The sequence below is a fragment of the Paraburkholderia strydomiana genome, assembly GCF_031456815.1.
GTDB classification, from domain to species: Bacteria; Pseudomonadota; Gammaproteobacteria; order Burkholderiales; family Burkholderiaceae; genus Paraburkholderia; species Paraburkholderia caledonica.
The window spans coordinates 1-18609 of record NZ_JAVDVL010000031.1; the positions used below are offsets into that span (position 1 = coordinate 1).

14 protein-coding genes and 1 tRNA gene are annotated in these 18609 nt (G+C 59.2%); all 15 read left to right on the top strand.

What is annotated here, in order from left to right; all coding sequences use genetic code 11:
• Window positions 1-95 (top strand): EF-Tu C-terminal domain-related protein (locus tag J2W46_RS33890; RefSeq protein ID WP_024163108.1); only part of this gene is annotated, 95 nt, incomplete at its 5' end.
• 64 nt (window positions 96-159) lie between these two features.
• Window positions 160-235, top strand: a tRNA-Trp gene (locus J2W46_RS33895).
• A 36-nt stretch (window positions 236-271) separates the two neighbouring features.
• Complete coding sequence (gene secE / locus J2W46_RS33900) at window positions 272-652, top strand: preprotein translocase subunit SecE (RefSeq protein ID WP_015003929.1); 381 nt, start codon at window positions 272-274, stop codon at window positions 650-652.
• Between the two features lies 1 nt (window position 653).
• The gene (gene nusG / locus J2W46_RS33905) at window positions 654-1211 is read left to right on the top strand and encodes a transcription termination/antitermination protein NusG (RefSeq protein WP_007180147.1); all 558 of its coding nucleotides are present in this window, start codon (window positions 654-656) and stop codon (window positions 1209-1211) included.
• Between the two features lie 160 nt (window positions 1212-1371).
• Window positions 1372-1803 (top strand): 50S ribosomal protein L11, encoded by a 432-nt coding sequence (rplK, locus tag J2W46_RS33910; RefSeq protein ID WP_007180146.1) that lies wholly within the window; start codon window positions 1372-1374, stop codon window positions 1801-1803.
• Entirely contained in the window at window positions 1804-2502 is a 699-nt protein-coding gene (gene rplA / locus J2W46_RS33915) for a 50S ribosomal protein L1 (RefSeq protein ID WP_020071562.1), read from the top strand. It abuts the gene before it with no gap.
• Window positions 2503-2805: 303 nt separating this feature from the next.
• On the top strand, window positions 2806-3309 hold the full coding sequence (gene rplJ, locus J2W46_RS33920) for a 50S ribosomal protein L10 (protein ID WP_013340748.1): 504 nt from the start codon (window positions 2806-2808) through the stop codon (window positions 3307-3309).
• Between the two features lie 63 nt (window positions 3310-3372).
• Complete coding sequence (rplL, locus tag J2W46_RS33925) at window positions 3373-3750, top strand: 50S ribosomal protein L7/L12 (RefSeq protein WP_020071563.1); 378 nt, start codon at window positions 3373-3375, stop codon at window positions 3748-3750.
• Between the two features lie 379 nt (window positions 3751-4129).
• Complete coding sequence (gene rpoB / locus J2W46_RS33930) at window positions 4130-8236, top strand: DNA-directed RNA polymerase subunit beta (protein ID WP_020071564.1); 4107 nt, start codon at window positions 4130-4132, stop codon at window positions 8234-8236.
• Between the two features lie 21 nt (window positions 8237-8257).
• On the top strand, window positions 8258-12496 hold the full coding sequence (gene rpoC, locus J2W46_RS33935; protein WP_310360321.1) for a DNA-directed RNA polymerase subunit beta': 4239 nt from the start codon (window positions 8258-8260) through the stop codon (window positions 12494-12496).
• 200 nt (window positions 12497-12696) lie between these two features.
• Window positions 12697-14544, top strand: a complete 1848-nt coding sequence (gene recQ, locus J2W46_RS33940) for a DNA helicase RecQ (RefSeq protein WP_310360323.1) — start codon at window positions 12697-12699, stop codon at window positions 14542-14544.
• Window positions 14545-14766: 222 nt separating this feature from the next.
• Complete coding sequence (rpsL, locus tag J2W46_RS33945; protein WP_006998493.1) at window positions 14767-15147, top strand: 30S ribosomal protein S12; 381 nt, start codon at window positions 14767-14769, stop codon at window positions 15145-15147.
• Window positions 15148-15327: 180 nt separating this feature from the next.
• Window positions 15328-15798, top strand: coding sequence for a 30S ribosomal protein S7 (gene rpsG, locus J2W46_RS33950; protein ID WP_006053291.1), 471 nt, complete (start codon window positions 15328-15330; stop codon window positions 15796-15798).
• A 134-nt stretch (window positions 15799-15932) separates the two neighbouring features.
• Complete coding sequence (gene fusA, locus J2W46_RS33955; protein ID WP_020071567.1) at window positions 15933-18035, top strand: elongation factor G; 2103 nt, start codon at window positions 15933-15935, stop codon at window positions 18033-18035.
• A gap of 47 nt (window positions 18036-18082) precedes the next feature.
• On the top strand, window positions 18083-18609 hold a 527-nt coding region (locus tag J2W46_RS33960; protein ID WP_310360326.1), incomplete at its 3' end, for a GTP-binding protein.

Sequence of the window (18609 nt, forward strand, 5' to 3'; positions counted from 1 at the left end):
TCAACCCGATCGCGATGGAAGAAGGTCTGCGCTTCGCTATCCGCGAAGGCGGCCGTACCGTCGGCGCCGGTGTCGTTGCCAAGATTCTCGAGTAACGCCAGATAGTTCTCGTGAATCTGTAGTTTCGGGGTTGGCGGTGTCGTCAACCCCAAATGGTTTAGGGGCATAGCTCAACTGGCAGAGCGTCGGTCTCCAAAACCGAAGGTTGGGGGTTCGATTCCCTCTGCCCCTGCCAACTCTCGCGTCAACTGTGGCGCTTCGTTAAGGTGTTATGGCGAATCCTTCCGTCGAAACTGTAAATACATCGGGCGACAAGCTGATGCTCGTCGCGGGCGTATTGCTGGTCTTGGCCGGGTTCGTGGGGTTCTTCTGGCTCAATGGTCAGGAATGGTACGTCCGCGGAGCCGCCTTGGCTGTTGGTGCAATCGCGGGTGTTGCAGTCGGTCTTCTCTCCGCGCCTGGCAAGGGTTTCATCGCTTTCGCCAAAGACTCGTACAAGGAAGTCCGCAAGGTCGTCTGGCCGACTCGCAAAGAGGCTACTCAGACGACGTTGGTGGTTTTCGGCTTCGTGTTCGTGATGGCGATCTTTCTGTGGGTTAGTGATAAATCCATCGAATGGGCGATTTTCTCGGTGATTCTGGGTTGGAAATGATATGAGCGATACTCCGGCATCTCCGAGCGGCAAACGTTGGTACGTCGTGCACGCCTACTCCGGCATGGAGAAGAGCGTGCAGCGTGCGCTTCAGGAGCGCATTGAGCGCGCCGGCATGCAAGACCAGTTTGGTCAAATCCTCGTGCCGACCGAAGAGGTGGTCGAGGTGAAGGGCGGTCACAAATCGGTGACCGAGCGTCGTTTCTTCCCCGGTTACGTACTGGTTGAGATGGAAATGACGGATGAGACGTGGCACCTCGTGAAGAATACGGCGAAGGTCACGGGCTTCGTAGGCGGTGCGCGTAATCGGCCGAGTCCGATCTCTCCGCGCGAAGTCGAGAAGATCATGTCGCAGATGCAGGAAGGTGTGGAGAAGCCGCGTCCGAAGACCCTGTTTGAAGTAGGCGAGATGGTTCGGGTGAAGGACGGTCCTTTCACCGATTTCAACGGCAGCGTCGAAGAAGTGAATTACGAAAAGTCGCGCGTCCGTGTTTCCGTTACAATCTTCGGCCGCGCTACGCCGGTCGAGCTGGAATTCGGCCAAGTCGAGAAGTTGTAATCCAGATTCTACGCAGCGCGCCAGTCGGCGCGTTTCGTATTTCGCGCTTACGGTCCGCGTAATGGCCGTTGAGGAGCGCAAGTACCCGGGGTCCGGCGAACGCGCGCTACTACTCACTGAACGTTCGCTTGAAAGGTGACGTTCCAAAGAGGTTTTCAACATGGCAAAGAAAATCATCGGCTTTATCAAGCTGCAGATTCCTGCAGGTAAAGCCAACCCGTCGCCGCCGGTCGGTCCGGCACTGGGCCAGCGCGGCCTGAACATCATGGAGTTCTGCAAGGCGTTTAACGCGCAGACTCAAGCACTGGAGCCGGGTCTGCCGATTCCGGTCGTGATCACCGCGTTTGCTGACAAGAGCTTCACGTTTGTCCTGAAGACGCCGCCGGCAACGGTTCTGATCAAGAAGGCAGCGAAGATCGACAAGGGTTCGAGCAAGCCGCACACCGACAAGGTCGGCAAGATCACCCGCGCTCAAGCTGAAGACATCGCCAAGACCAAGATGCCCGATCTGACCGCGGCTGATCTGGACGCAGCGGTTCGTACGATCGCTGGTAGCGCCCGCTCGATGGGCATCACCGTGGAGGGCGTGTAAATGGCTAAGCTTTCTAAGCGTCTGCAAGCTTTTGCAGCAAAGGTTGATCGTCAGAAGCTGTACCCGATCGACGACGCGCTGTCGCTGGTCAAGGAGTGCGCAAGCGCGAAGTTCGACGAGTCGATCGACGTGGCAGTGCAACTCGGCATCGACGCGAAGAAGTCGGATCAAGTGGTCCGCGGTTCGGTCGTTCTGCCGGCAGGTACAGGCAAGTCGGTTCGCGTCGCCGTGTTCGCACAGGGCGAAAAAGCTGAACAGGCTCGCGCAGCCGGCGCTGAAGTTGTCGGTATGGAAGACCTGGCTGAACAGGTGAAGGCTGGCAATCTGGACTTCGACATCGTGATTGCGTCGCCGGACACGATGCGCGTGGTCGGTACGCTCGGTCAGATCCTCGGCCCGCGCGGCCTGATGCCGAACCCGAAGGTCGGCACGGTCACGCCGGACGTCGCAACGGCCGTGAAGAATGCCAAGGCTGGCCAGGTGCAATTCCGTGTCGACAAGGCCGGTATTATCCACGCCACCATCGGTCGTGCTTCGTTCGAACCGACGGCTCTGCGTAGCAATCTGAGCGCTCTCATCGACGCGTTGCAGAAGGCCAAGCCGGCAACGAGCAAGGGTGTTTACCTGCGTAAGGTTGCACTGTCGAGCACGATGGGCGTCGGCGTTCGCGTCGATCAGACGTCGCTCGCTGCACAATAAAGTAATTCATCGCCTCGACGAAAGTCGGGGCGTTTATGGGCTTTGGGCGGTTGTGAGATGTCAGTAGTTGGCATCGCGCAACCGGTTGTCAAAGACCGTTGGCGGGCACGCAGCAGGTAGGCGGACTCTTAATGTAAAGCCAACGCAGATGGCGAACCCGAAAAGGTTTTGTAGTGATGAAGCCGTTCGACGCTTGCAGCAGTGCGGGTGTCGCGCGGTCGAAATACTCCTGACTGGTCGGACGCCGTTATTGAACGCGGTACACAAGGCGCACGCCGCGTGTATCGAATCTGGAGGTTAACCGTGCCACTCAACAAAGAAAGCAAGCAGGCCGTCGTCGCTGAGGTTGCCGCGCAAGTCGCGAAAGCCCAGACCGTGGTTCTGGCTGAGTATCGTGGGATCACGGTTGGCGATCTGACCAAGCTGCGCGCGAAAGCGCGTGAGCAACAGGTGTACCTTCGCGTGTTGAAAAACACGCTTGCGCGTCGCGCTGTCGAAGGTACCCCGTTCGCTCCGCTGGCAGAGCAGATGACTGGCCCCCTGATCTACGGCATCTCTGAAGATGCAATTGCTGCTGCTAAGGTCGTCAATGACTTCAGCAAGAGCAATGATAAGTTGGTCATCAAGGCTGGCGCCTACGAAGGCAACGTGATGGACAAGGCGGGCGTGCAAGCGCTGGCCAACATCCCGAGCCGCGAGGAGCTGCTCTCCAAGCTGTTGTTCGTTATGCAAGCACCTGTTTCTGGCTTTGCGCGCGCTTTGGCCGCGCTGGCAGAAAAGAAACAAGGCGAAGAATCCGCTGCGTAATGTACTTCAGCCGAGCGTAATTGATCGCTAGCTGTATCCGAATTCAATTTAGGAGTATTTCAAATGGCAATCGCAAAAGAAGACATCCTCGAAGCCGTAGGCTCGATGTCGGTTCTGGAACTGAACGAGCTGGTTAAGGCGTTCGAAGAAAAGTTTGGCGTGTCGGCAGCTGCTGTTGCAGTGGCAGGCCCCGCAGGTGCAGGCGGCGGCGCTGCTGCAGCTGAAGAGCAAACCGAATTCACGGTGAACCTGGTTGAAGTTGGCGCGAACAAGGTTTCCGTCATTAAGGCAGTTCGTGAACTGACGGGTCTCGGCCTAAAGGAAGCGAAGGACCTGGTCGACGGTGCACCGAAGCCTGTGAAGGAATCGGTACCGAAGGCTGCTGCTGAAGAAGCGAAGAAGAAGCTGGAAGAAGCCGGCGCGAAGGCTGAAATCAAGTAAGTTTCAGCGCGCTGTGCGAAGGCTGGCGGTTTTCCACCGCCGGCCTTTTTGTGCTTTGTGGGGGACGCGTTTTTGCATCGTTGTTTAGCAACAATGCGACTCCCAGAAGCCAAAGAAAACCGCCTATCGGCAACATTGACCGGCGCTTCTCTTTGTCTTCTGAAGCGACTGCAGAAGGCAAGTTTGGTCGGGTAGCGGTTAAGGTTCCATGCGACAGGCATCCGCTGCCGTCAGCCAGCGGTTGGTAGAGGCCAACCACCAAGCTTCTAGGCTCGTTCAAGCCATCGGACGGCCATCGGGTCTCAGTCGGTGAACACTCGGGTTGTCTCATCAAGGTATCCTGCCTCGACAACAATGCCCGCCGTGATTCGGAGATCGTATGCAATATTCCTTCACCGAGAAGAAGCGTATTCGCAAGAGTTTTGCGAAGCGCCCCATCGTTCACCAAGTACCTTTCCTGCTGGCTACCCAGCTTGAATCATTCAGCACGTTTCTGCAAGCAGACACGTCCTCCACGCAACGCAAGCCGGAAGGCCTGCAAGCCGCGTTCACATCCGTTTTCCCGATTGTTTCGCACAACGGGTTCGCACGTCTCGAGTTCGTCAGCTACATGCTGTCGCCGCCGGCATTCAACATCAAGGAATGTCAGCAGCGCGGTTTGACGTACTGCTCCGCCCTGCGCGCCAAAGTGCGCCTGGTGCTGCTCGACAAGGAGTCGCCCAGCAAGCCGGTCGTTAAGGAAGTGAAGGAACAGGAAGTGTACATGGGCGAAATTCCGCTCATGACGCCGACGGGTTCGTTCGTCATCAACGGCACGGAACGTGTGATCGTTTCGCAGCTGCACCGTTCGCCTGGCGTGTTCTTCGAACACGACAAGGGCAAGACGCACAGCTCGGGCAAGCTCCTGTTTTCGGCACGTATCATTCCTTACCGCGGTTCGTGGCTCGATTTCGAGTTCGACCCGAAGGATGTGCTGTACTTCCGCGTCGACCGTCGCCGCAAGATGCCGGTCACGATCCTGCTGAAGGCAATCGGCCTCACGCCGGAACAGATCCTCGCAAACTTCTTCGTGTTCGATAACTTCACGCTGATGCCGGAAGGCGCGCAGATGGAGTTCGTGCCGGAGCGTCTGCGTGGCGAAGTCGCGCGTTTCGACATCACGGACCGTGATGGCAACGTGATCGTCCAGAAGGACAAGCGGATCAACGCGAAGCACATTCGCGATCTGGACAACGCGAAGACCAAGTTCATCTCGGTCCCGGAAGACTATCTGCTCGGCCGCGTGCTGGCGAAAAACGTCGTCGACGGCGACACCGGTGAAGTCATCGCCAACGCGAATGACGAAATCACCGAGACTGTCCTCGAGAAGCTGCGCGAATCGAAGATCAAAGACATCCAGACGCTCTACACGAACGATCTGGATCAGGGTCCGTACATCTCGTCGACGCTGCGTATCGACGAAACCGCGGACAAAATGGCCGCTCGCATCGCGATCTACCGCATGATGCGTCCGGGCGAACCGCCGACCGAAGAAGCGGTCGAGGCACTGTTCAACCGTCTGTTCTACAGCGAAGACGCATACGACCTGTCAAAGGTAGGCCGTATGAAGTTCAATCGCCGTGTCGGCCGCGATGAAATCGTCGGACCGATGACGCTGCAAGACGACGACATCCTCGCCACGATCAAGATTCTGGTCGAACTGCGTAACGGTAAGGGTGAAGTCGACGACATCGACCACTTGGGCAATCGCCGTGTGCGTTGCGTCGGCGAACTGGCGGAAAACCAGTTCCGCGCCGGTCTCGTGCGTGTCGAACGTGCTGTGAAGGAGCGCCTCGGCCAGGCCGAAAGCGAAAACCTGATGCCGCACGACCTGATCAACTCGAAGCCGATTTCCTCGGCAATCCGCGAGTTCTTCGGTTCGTCGCAGCTGTCGCAGTTTATGGACCAGACGAATCCGCTGTCGGAAATCACCCACAAGCGCCGTGTCTCGGCACTTGGCCCGGGCGGTTTGACGCGTGAGCGCGCAGGCTTTGAAGTCCGCGACGTCCACCCGACGCACTATGGTCGTGTCTGCCCGATCGAAACGCCTGAAGGTCCGAACATCGGCCTGATCAACTCGCTCGCGCTGTACGCGCACCTGAACGAATACGGCTTCCTCGAAACGCCGTATCGCAAGGTCGTGGACGGCAAGGTGACCGACCAGATCGATTACCTGTCGGCGATCGAAGAAGGTCGTTACGTGATCGCTCAGGCGAACGCGGCAGTGGCTGAAGACGGTACGCTGACCGACGAACTCGTGTCGTCGCGTGAAGCGGGCGAAACGCTGATGGTCACGCCGGACCGTATCCAGTACATGGACGTGGCGCCGTCGCAGATCGTGTCGGTGGCTGCATCGCTGATTCCGTTCCTCGAGCACGACGACGCGAACCGCGCGTTGATGGGCTCGAACATGCAGCGTCAGGCTGTGCCGTGTCTGCGTCCGGAAAAGGCCGTGGTCGGTACCGGTATCGAACGCACGGTGGCGGTCGACTCGGGTACGACGGTTCAGGCATTCCGCGGCGGTGTGGTCGATTACGTCGACGCCGGCCGTATGGTGATTCGCGTGAACGACGATGAAGCCGTTGCTGGCGACGTCGGCGTGGACATCTACAACCTGATCAAGTACACACGTTCGAACCAGAACACGAACATCAACCAGCGCCCGATCGTGAAGGTCGGCGACATCGTGTCGCGTGGCGACGTGCTGGCTGACGGCGCATCGACCGATCTGGGTGAACTGGCTCTTGGCCAGAACATGCTGGTCGCGTTCATGCCGTGGAACGGCTACAACTTCGAAGACTCGATTTTGATCTCGGAGAAGGTGGTTGCAGACGACCGTTACACGTCGATCCACATCGAAGAACTGAACGTCGTGGCTCGCGACACGAAGCTCGGACCGGAAGAAATCACGCGCGACATCTCGAACCTGGCTGAAGTGCAACTCGGCCGTCTCGACGAGTCGGGCATCGTCTACATCGGCGCGGAAGTCGAAGCAGGCGACGTGCTGGTCGGCAAGGTCACGCCGAAGGGCGAAACCCAGCTGACGCCGGAAGAAAAGCTGCTGCGCGCGATCTTCGGTGAAAAGGCTTCGGACGTGAAGGACACGTCGCTGCGCGTGCCGTCGGGCATGAGCGGCACGGTCATCGACGTGCAAGTGTTCACGCGTGAAGGCATTCAGCGCGACAAGCGCGCGCAACAGATCATCGACGATGAACTGAAGCGCTATCGCCTCGACTTGAACGACCAGTTGCGCATCGTGGAAGGCGACGCGTTCCAGCGTCTCGCACGTATGCTCGACGGCAAGGTCGCGAACGGCGGTCCGAAGAAGCTGGCAAAGGGCACGAAGATCGAACAGGCTTACCTGCAAGATCTGGATCATTACCACTGGTTCGACATCCGTCTTGCGGACGAAGAAGCAGCGGCTCAGCTCGAAGCCATCAAGGACTCGATCGAACAGAAGCGTCACCAGTTCGATCTGGCGTTCGAAGAGAAGCGCAAGAAGCTCACGCAAGGCGACGAACTGCCGCCGGGCGTGTTGAAGATGGTCAAGGTGTACCTGGCAGTGAAGCGCCGCCTGCAGCCTGGCGACAAGATGGCCGGCCGTCACGGTAACAAGGGTGTCGTGTCGAAGATCGTGCCGATCGAAGACATGCCGTACATGGCCGACGGCCGTCCGGCTGACGTCGTTCTGAATCCGCTCGGCGTGCCGTCGCGGATGAACGTCGGTCAGGTTCTCGAAGTGCATCTGGGTTGGGCCGCGAAGGGTCTCGGCTGGCGTATCGGCGAAATGCTGCAGCGTCAGGCGAAGATCGCTGAACTGCGCGAATTCCTGACCAAGATCTACAACGAGTCGGGCCGCGCCGAAGAGCTGGACAGCTTCACCGACGACGAGATCGTCGAACTGGCGAAGAACCTGCGCGAAGGCGTGCCGTTCGCAACGCCGGTGTTCGACGGTGCGACGGAAGAAGAAATGTCGCGCGCGCTGGATCTGGCATTCCCGGACGACATCGCGAAGAACCTCGGCATGACGCCGTCGAAGAATCAGGTTCGTCTGTACGACGGCCGCACGGGCGAAATGTTCGAACGTACGGTGACGGTCGGCTACATGCACTACCTGAAGCTGCACCACCTGGTCGACGACAAGATGCACGCGCGTTCCACGGGCCCGTACTCGCTCGTGACGCAGCAGCCGTTGGGCGGTAAGGCGCAGTTCGGTGGCCAGCGTTTCGGTGAAATGGAAGTGTGGGCGCTCGAAGCGTACGGCGCATCGTACGTGCTGCAGGAAATGCTGACGGTGAAGTCGGACGACGTGACAGGCCGGACCAAGGTGTACGAGAACCTGGTCAAGGGCGATCACGTGATCGATGCAGGCATGCCGGAGTCCTTCAACGTGTTGGTGAAGGAAATCCGCTCGCTCGGTATCGACATCGACCTCGACCGCAACTAATCGGACTACTGGAGAGAAGCGATGAAAGCTTTGCTCGATCTATTCAAGCAAGTCCAACAACCTGAAGTTTTTGACGCGATCAAGATCGGTCTGGCCTCGCCGGACAAGATCCGTTCGTGGTCGTTCGGTGAAGTGAAGAAGCCGGAAACCATCAACTACCGGACGTTCAAGCCCGAACGCGATGGTTTGTTCTGCGCGAAAATTTTCGGGCCGATCAAAGACTACGAATGCCTTTGCGGCAAGTACAAGCGCCTGAAGCACCGTGGCGTGATCTGCGAGAAGTGCGGCGTCGAAGTGACGCTGGCGAAGGTGCGTCGCGAACGGATGGGCCACATTGAACTGGCCTCGCCGGTTGCGCACATCTGGTTCCTGAAGTCGCTGCCGTCGCGTCTGGGCATGGTGCTCGACATGACGCTGCGCGACATCGAACGCGTGCTGTACTTCGAAGCATATGTGGTGATCGATCCGGGCATGACGCCGCTGAAAGCGCGGCAGATCATGACCGAAGAGGATTACTACAACAAGGTCGAAGAATACGGTGACGAATTCCGTGCCGAAATGGGCGCGGAAGGCGTTCGCGAGCTGCTGCGCGCGATCAATATCGACGAACAGGTTGAAATGCTCCGTACCGAACTCAAGAACACGGGTTCGGAAGCGAAGATCAAGAAGTACGCGAAGCGCCTGAAGGTGCTTGAGGCTTTCCAGCGTTCGGGCATCAAGCCTGACTGGATGGTGCTCGAAGTGCTGCCGGTGCTGCCGCCGGAACTGCGTCCGCTGGTGCCGCTGGATGGCGGCCGCTTCGCGACGTCGGACCTGAACGACCTGTATCGCCGCGTGATCAACCGTAACAACCGGTTGAAGCGTCTGCTCGAACTGAAGGCGCCTGAAATCATCGTCCGCAACGAAAAGCGGATGCTGCAGGAAGCCGTCGATTCGCTGCTCGACAACGGTCGTCGCGGTAAGGCAATGACCGGCGCGAACAAGCGTCCGCTGAAGTCGCTCGCTGACATGATCAAGGGTAAAGGCGGTCGTTTCCGTCAGAACTTGCTCGGTAAGCGCGTCGACTACTCGGGCCGTTCGGTGATCGTGGTCGGCCCGACGCTCAAGCTGCATCAGTGCGGTCTGCCGAAGCTGATGGCGCTCGAACTGTTCAAGCCGTTCATCTTCAACAAGCTGGAAGTGATGGGTGTTGCTACCACCATCAAGGCTGCGAAGAAGGAAGTCGAGAACCAGACGCCGGTGGTGTGGGACATTCTCGAAGAAGTCATTCGCGAACATCCGGTCATGCTGAACCGCGCGCCTACGCTGCACCGTCTTGGCATTCAGGCTTTCGAGCCGGTGCTGATCGAAGGTAAGGCGATCCAGCTGCACCCGCTCGTTTGCGCGGCGTTCAACGCCGACTTCGACGGTGACCAGATGGCTGTTCACGTTCCGCTGTCGCTCGAAGCGCAGATGGAAGCGCGTACGCTGATGCTGGCGTCGAACAACGTGCTGTTCCCGGCTAACGGCGATCCGTCGATCGTGCCGTCGCAGGATATCGTGCTCGGTCTGTACTACGCGACCCGTGAAGCTGTGAACGCGAAGGGCGAAGGCCTGACGTTCACCGGCGTTTCGGAAGCGCTGCGTGCATACGAGAACAAGGAAGTCGAGCTCGCCTCGCGCGTCAACGTGCGGATCACCGAAATGGTCCACAACGAAGACAAGTCGGAAGGTGCGCCGGCGTTCGTGCCGAAGATCTCGCTGTACGCGACGACCGTCGGCCGCGCAATCCTGTCGGAAATTCTGCCGCCGGGCCTGCCGTTCTCGGTGCTGAACAAGCCGCTGAAGAAGAAGGAAATCTCGCGTCTGATCAACACCGCGTTCCGCAAGTGCGGTCTGCGTGAAACGGTGATTTTCGCCGACCAGTTGATGCAGTCTGGTTTCCGTCTGGCCACGCGCGCTGGTATCTCGATCTGCGTCGACGACATGCTCGTGCCGCCGCAGAAAGAAACCATCGTTGGCGACGCTGCGAAGAAGGTGAAGGAATACGACCGTCAGTACATGTCGGGTCTCGTCACGTCGCAAGAGCGCTACAACAACGTGGTCGACATCTGGTCGGCAACGTCGGAAGCGGTCGGCAAGGCGATGATGGAACAGCTGTCGACGGAACCGGTGGTGGATCGCGACGGCAACGAAACGCGTCAGGAATCGTTCAACTCCATCTACATGATGGCGGACTCGGGCGCTCGTGGCTCCGCAGTTCAGATTCGTCAGCTGGCCGGTATGCGTGGCCTGATGGCGAAGCCGGACGGCTCGATCATCGAGACGCCGATTACGGCGAACTTCCGCGAAGGTCTGAACGTGTTGCAGTACTTCATCTCGACCCACGGCGCACGTAAGGGTCTGGCTGATACGGCACTGAAGACGGCAAACTCCGGTTACCTGACGCGACGTCTCGTCGACGTGACGCAGGATCTGGTGGTGGTCGAGGACGATTGCGGTACGTCCAACGGCGTGGCGATGAAGGCGTTGGTCGAAGGCGGTGAAGTCGTCGAAGCACTGCGTGATCGTATCCTCGGTCGCGTGGCAGTGGCTGACGTCGTCAATCCGGAATCGCAGGAAACGCTGTACGAAGCGGGCAGCCTGCTCGACGAAGATGCGGTCGAAGAAATCGAGCGCCTCGGCATCGACGAAGTGCGCGTTCGTACGCCGCTGACGTGCGAAACACGTTACGGTCTGTGCGCAGCTTGCTACGGCCGCGACCTGGGCCGCGGCTCGCTCGTGAATGTCGGTGAGGCAGTCGGTGTGATCGCCGCTCAGTCGATCGGTGAGCCGGGCACGCAGCTGACCATGCGTACGTTCCACATCGGTGGTGCGGCGTCGCGTGCGGCAGTGGCTTCGTCGGTTGAAGCCAAGTCGAACGGTACGGTGCGCTTCACGTCGACGATGCGTTACGTCACTAACGCGAAGGGCGAGCAGATCGTCATTTCGCGTTCGGGCGAAGCGATGATCACCGACGACCACGGTCGCGAGCGCGAACGTCACAAGGTGCCGTACGGCGCGACGCTGTTGCAGCTGGACGGCGCGCAGATCAAGGCCGGCACGCAACTGGCGACGTGGGACCCGATGACGCGTCCGATCATCACCGAGTACGGTGGTATGGTGAAGTTCGAGAACGTCGAAGAAGGCGTGACCGTTGCGAAGCAGATCGACGACGTGACGGGTCTTTCGACTCTCGTCGTGATCGACGTGAAGCGCCGCGGTTCGCAAGCTTCGAAGACGGTGCGTCCGCAGGTCAAGCTGCTCGACGCGAACGGCGAGGAAGTGAAGATCCCCAACACCGAGCACTCGGTGCAGATCGGCTTCCAGGTCGGCGCTCTGATCACCGTGAAGGACGGTCAGCAAGTGCAGGTCGGTGAAGTGCTCGCACGTATCCCGACTGAATCGCAGAAGACGCGTGACATTACCGGCGGTCTGCCGCGTGTGGCGGAACTGTTCGAAGCACGTTCGCCGAAGGACGCAGGTATCCTGGCGGAAGTCACGGGTACGACGTCGTTCGGTAAGGACACGAAGGGCAAGCAGCGTCTCGTTATCACGGACCTCGAGGGCAACCAGCACGAGTTCCTGATCGCGAAGGAAAAGCAGGTTCTGGTTCACGATGGTCAGGTCGTCAACAAGGGCGAAATGATCGTGGACGGACCGGCGGATCCGCACGACATCCTGCGTTTGCAGGGCGTCGAAGCGCTGTCGCGCTACATCGTGGACGAAGTGCAGGACGTGTACCGTCTGCAAGGCGTGAAGATCAACGACAAGCACATTGAAGTGATTGTTCGTCAGATGCTGCGCCGCGTGCAGATTACGGACAACGGCGATACGCGTTTCATCCCGGGCGAACAGGTCGAGCGGTCGGATATGCTCGACGAGAACGACCGTATGATCGCGGAAGACAAGCGTCCGGCAACGTACGAAAACGTGTTGCTCGGTATCACGAAGGCGTCGCTGTCGACCGATTCGTTCATCTCTGCGGCATCGTTCCAGGAAACGACCCGCGTGCTGACCGAAGCGGCGATTATGGGCAAGCGCGACGATCTGCGTGGCCTGAAGGAAAATGTGATCGTCGGCCGTCTGATTCCGGCCGGTACGGGTCTCGCGTTCCACAAGGCACGCAAGAGCAAAGAACTGTCCGACCGCGAGCGTTTCGATCAGATCGCAGCGGAAGAGTCGTTCGAATTCGGTACGCCGGAAACCCCGGCCGCCGAACAGCAGCACTCAGGCGAATAAGTCCCGGCGGCGTAAGCCGCTTGGGGCTCTAGCCAGCGAAGCCGCTCAGTTTCGACTGAGCGGCTTTTTTTTGCGCCGCTTTTTTACGCGTTCTTGTCCATTCGCAGGCCAGATGGCTAACGTTGTTGCAAAGCGCGGGCGCAGCGCGAATGCGTTGGTAAAATTCGTGTCACCCGCTTTACGCTGCTTCTCTCAAATTCATGTCCCGTCCGCTCGAAATCCTCAACGAAGTTTTTGGTTACCCCGCGTTCAGAGGACAGCAGGGCGAAATTGTCGAACACGTCGCCGGCGGCGGCGATTGTCTCGTGCTGATGCCAACAGGCGGCGGGAAATCGCTGTGTTATCAGATCCCGTCGCTGGTGCGACGCGAAGGCGGCTTCGGCACGGGTATCGTGGTCTCGCCGTTGATCGCGCTGATGCAGGATCAGGTGGCCGCGCTCACGGAAGTCGGCGTGCGCGCCGCTTACCTGAACTCCACGCTTTCGAGCGCGGAGGCGATGGCTACCGAGCGTGCGCTGCGTGACGGCGACATCGATCTGCTCTACGTCGCGCCCGAACGTCTGATGACGCCGCGATTCCAGGAACTGCTGGAGCGCACCCGCATCGGACTTTTCGCGATCGACGAAGCGCATTGCGTCTCGCAATGGGGGCACGATTTCCGGCCCGAATATATCCAGCTGTCGGTGCTGCACGAGCGCTTCCCGAATGTGCCGCGCATTGCGCTGACCGCGACCGCGGACGCCATCACGCGAGACGAAATCATTCACCGTCTCGCGCTCGACGACGCGCGCATTTTCGTCTCGAGTTTCGACCGGCCCAATATCCGTTATCGGATTGTCGAAAAGGACAACGCGCGAACGCAGTTGCTCGACTTTATTCGCGCCGAACACACGCGGGCGGACGGTACGACCGACGCAGGGGTGGTCTATTGCCTGTCGCGGCGCAAAGTCGAAGAGACGGCCGAATGGCTCAAAGAAAAGGGTATGCGCGCGTTGCCGTATCACGCGGGCATGGAATTCGAGACGCGCCAGAAACATCAGGAGATGTTTCAGCGCGAGGAAGGCATTGTGATGTGCGCGACGATCGCGTTCGGCATGGGCATCGACAAGCCGGACGTGCGGTTCGTCGCTCACCTCGATTTGCCGAAGAGTGTTGAAGGGTATTACCAGGAAACCGGCCGCGCCGGCCGCGATGGCATGCCGGCCAATGCATGGATGGCCTACGGTCTAGGCGACGTCGTCCAGCAGCGCAAGATGATCGACGAGTCTGACGCGGACGACGCACACAAGCGCGTCCAGACAGGCAAGCTGGATGCGCTTCTTGGTTTGTGCGAAGCGGCGACGTGCCGGCGCGTGCGCCTTCTCGCGTATTTCGGCGAATCCAGCAAGCCTTGCGGTAATTGCGACAACTGCCTTGAGCCACCCGACACGTGGGACGCGACGCGCGAGTCGCAGATGGCGCTGTCGTGCGTCTTTCGCGCGCAGCGGGCGAGCGGTTTTCACTTCGGCGCAGGCCATCTCATCGACATTCTGCGGGGCAATCGCAGCGAGAAAATACTGCAGCGCGGGCACGAAAAACTGACCACATTCGGTATTGGCGCGGCACTCGGCGAACCGGAGTGGCGCGCGGTGTTTCGCCAGTTGGTGGCGTTCGGTTATCTGACTGTCGATCACGAAGGATTCGGCTCGCTCGTTCTCACCGAGGCCAGCAAGCCCGTTTTAAAGGGTGAGCAAAACGTCACGATGCGCCGTTACGTGAAGCCCACGCGTACTCGCCAGTCATCTGGTCGAACCAGCGAACGAGCGGACCCGACGATCGGCATGGGACCGCGGGAGCGCGCGCGCTGGGATCGGCTACGCGCATGGCGCACGGAAACCGCGAAGAGCGACGGCGTACCCGCCTACGTGATTTTCCACGACGCGACGCTTGCGGAGATCGCTCGAGATGGCCCCGATTCCATTGAGGATCTGCGCGGCATTCCGGGCATGGGCGCGCGCAAGCTCGATCGTTTCGGGGACGAACTCCTCGAAGTCGTTGCCGCTGATTAAGTGGAGCGCCGTCGTCGGCCAACGTGCGCAGGTCTGCGAAACATTGCAACCTGTTGACTCGCTTAGCCTTTTCGGAATATTATGCTAGGTTCCGGTCTTTGGGATGCTCGCGCGCGGACTGCGTCCACGTACTTGCAGTCGAAGCCGGAAGTTCGATGCGCAATCGTTTCTGCTTTGCCCGGAAACAGATGCGTCGATTTTGTTCAATTTCAGGAATAGACAATGCCAACCATCAATCAACTGGTTCGCAAAGGCCGTGCGTCGGAAACGACGAAGAGCAAGAGCCCGGCCTTGCAGGACTGCCCCCAGCGTCGCGGCGTGTGCACCCGTGTGTACACCACGACGCCGAAGAAGCCGAACTCGGCACTGCGTAAAGTTGCTAAGGTGCGCCTCACGAACGGTTTCGAAGTCATTTCGTACATCGGCGGTGAAGGCCACAACCTGCAGGAACACTCGGTCGTGCTGATTCGCGGCGGCCGTGTGAAGGACTTGCCGGGTGTGCGTTACCACATGGTTCGCGGCTCGCTGGATACCCAGGGCGTCAAGGATCGTAAGCAGGCTCGCTCGAAGTACGGTGCGAAGCGTGCCAAGGCCGGCAAGTAATCATCAGCCGGTCCGTAGTTCAGGTCGCCTGCAAAGGCGGTAATAGCGGTGGTGCCGGAATCGCCGGTGCTGTCGAGTAAGTGGTCACCCGACCAGGCTGGTAAGTCGTTAGAGATGAATCGGGTTAGTTGGTGGCCGCGGGGCTAAAACAGCTCCAACTGAAAAGTTAAAGGAAGAAACATGCCGCGTCGTCGCGAAGTCCCCAAGCGGGAAGTGTTGCCGGATCCGAAGTTCGGTAACGTTGATGTAGCTAAGTTCATGAACGTGCTGATGCTCTCCGGCAAGAAGTCGGTTGCCGAGCGCATTGTGTACGGCGCTTTCGAACAGATCCAGACCAAGGGTGGCAAGGACCCGCTGGAAGTGTTCACGGTAGCGCTCAACAACGTCAAGCCGGTGGTCGAAGTCAAGAGCCGCCGCGTTGGTGGTGCGAACTATCAGGTTCCGGTCGAAGTGCGCCCGTCGCGTCGTATGGCATTGGCGATGCGTTGGCTGCGTGAAGCCGCGAAGAAGCGCAGCGAGAAGTCGATGGCCCTGCGTCTGGCAGGTGAACTTTCCGAAGCGGCCGAAGGCCGTGGCGGCGCAATGAAGAAGCGCGACGAAGTTCACCGGATGGCAGAAGCCAACAAGGCGTTCTCGCATTTCCGTTTCTAAGCTTCCCGAATCCGGGTTAGCAGACAAAAACGGAAAGAAATTCCGGGCGGGTGCGCTTACAAAGCGCCTCGCCCGTTTGTGTTACAGCGCGATGGGTATTTTCTCGCATCGCGTCATCCCCATAGAGGATCAAAGTGGCTCGCAAGACACCTATCGAGCGCTACCGTAACATCGGTATTAGCGCTCACATCGACGCCGGCAAGACGACGACGACCGAGCGCATCCTGTTCTATACCGGCGTGAACCACAAGATTGGTGAAGTTCACGACGGCGCTGCCACCATGGACTGGATGGAGCAGGAGCAGGAACGCGGCATCACGATTACGTCGGCCGCTACGACGGCGTTCTGGAAAGGCATGGCCGGCGACCGCGCTGAGCACCGCATCAACATCATCGACACTCCGGGCCACGTCGACTTCACGATTGAAGTTGAGCGCTCCATGCGCGTGCTCGACGGCGCGTGCATGGTGTACTGCGCTGTGGGCGGCGTGCAGCCCCAGTCGGAAACCGTGTGGCGTCAGGCTAACAAGTACAAGGTTCCGCGTCTCGCGTTCATCAACAAGATGGACCGTACCGGCGCGAACTTCTTCAAGGTTTACGACCAGCTGAAGCTGCGTCTGAAGGCAAACCCGGTTCCGGTCGTGGTGCCTATCGGCGCGGAAGAAAACTTCACGGGTGTCGTCGACCTGATGAAGATGAAAGCGATCATTTGGGACGACGCGTCCCAAGGCACCAAGTTCTCGTACGAAGAAATTCCGGCTGAGCTCGCCGACACGTGCAATGAATGGCGTGAAAAGATGGTCGAAGCAGCGGCTGAATCGAGCGAAGATCTGATGAACAAGTACCTCGAGTCGGGCGAGCTGACGGAAGAGGAAATCATCAAGGGTCTGCGCGACCGTACGATCGCTTGCGAAATCCAGCCGATGCTGTGCGGCACCGCGTTCAAGAACAAGGGCGTGCAACGCATGCTGGACGCCGTGCTCGATTTCCTGCCGTCGCCGATCGACATCCCGCCGGTCACCGGCGAGCTGGAAAACGGTGAGCAAGGCGAGCGCCGCGCTGCCGACGACGAAAAGTTCTCGGCTTTGGCATTCAAGATCATGACCGACCCGTTCGTCGGCCAGCTGATCTTCTTCCGCGTGTACTCGGGCGTCGTCAATTCGGGCGACACCGTGCTGAACGCGACCAAAGACAAGAAGGAACGTCTGGGTCGTATTCTGCAGATGCACGCGAACCAACGCGAGGAAATCAAGGAAGTTCGCGCGGGCGACATCGCTGCAGCAGTCGGCCTGAAAGACGCAACGACTGGCGACACGCTGTGCGATCCGCAAAGCCCGATCGTGCTCGAGCGCATGATTTTCCCGGAGCCGGTGATTTCGCAGGCTGTTGAGCCGAAGACCAAGCCCGACCAGGAAAAAATGGGTCTGGCGCTGAACCGTCTGGCACAGGAAGATCCGTCGTTCCGCGTTCAAACGGACGAAGAATCGGGCCAAACGATTATTTCGGGCATGGGCGAGCTCCACCTGGAAATTCTCGTCGACCGTATGAAGCGTGAATTCGGCGTGGAAGCGACCGTCGGCAAGCCGCAGGTTGCTTACCGTGAAACGATTCGTGGCAAGGCAGAAGACGTTGACGGCAAGTTCGTCAAGCAGTCGGGTGGTCGCGGCCAGTACGGTCACGCGGTCATCACGCTCGAGCCGAACGAGCAAGGCAAGGGTTACGAGTTCCTCGACGAGATCAAGGGCGGTGTGATTCCGCGCGAATACATCCCGGCGGTGGACAAGGGTATCCAGGAAACGCTGAAGGCAGGCGTGCTGGCGGGCTTCCCGGTTGTCGACGTCAAGGTTCACCTGACGTTCGGTTCGTACCACGACGTTGACTCGAACGAAAATGCGTTCCGCATGGCCGGCTCGATGGCGTTCAAGGAAGCAATGCGCAAGGCTCAACCGGTCATCCTCGAACCGATGATGGCTGTGGAAGTCGAAACGCCGGAAGACTACATGGGCAACGTGATGGGCGACCTGTCGGGCCGTCGCGGTATCGTTCAGGGTATGGACGATATGGTTGGCGGTGGCAAGATTGTTCGCGCCGAAGTGCCGCTGTCCGAAATGTTCGGCTACTCGACGTCGCTGCGTTCGCTGACCCAGGGTCGCGCAACGTACACGATGGAGTTCAAGCACTACTCCGAAGCACCGCGTAACGTGTCGGAAGCGATCATCAACGCGAAGTCGAAGTAATTGCGCGGCAAGTCATTCAACGATTAACTTTTTGAAAGAAGAGAAACATGGCTAAAGGTAAATTCGAACGGACCAAGCCGCACGTGAACGTCGGCACGATCGGTCACGTTGACCACGGCAAGACCACGCTGACGGCAGCGATCACGACGGTTCTGACGCAGAAGTTCGGCGGCGAAGCGAAGGCATACGACCAGATCGACGCGGCGCCGGAAGAAAAGGCACGTGGTATCACGATCAACACGGCGCACGTCGAGTACGAAACGGCTAACCGCCACTACGCACACGTTGACTGCCCGGGCCACGCTGACTATGTGAAGAACATGATCACGGGCGCCGCGCAGATGGACGGCGCGATCCTGGTGTGCTCGGCCGCTGACGGCCCGATGCCGCAAACGCGTGAGCACATCCTGCTGGCGCGTCAGGTTGGCGTTCCGTACATCATCGTGTTCCTGAACAAGTGCGACATGGTGGACGACGCCGAGCTGCTGGAGCTGGTCGAGATGGAAGTGCGCGAGCTTCTGTCGAAGTACGACTTCCCGGGCGACGACACGCCGATCATCAAGGGTTCGGCCAA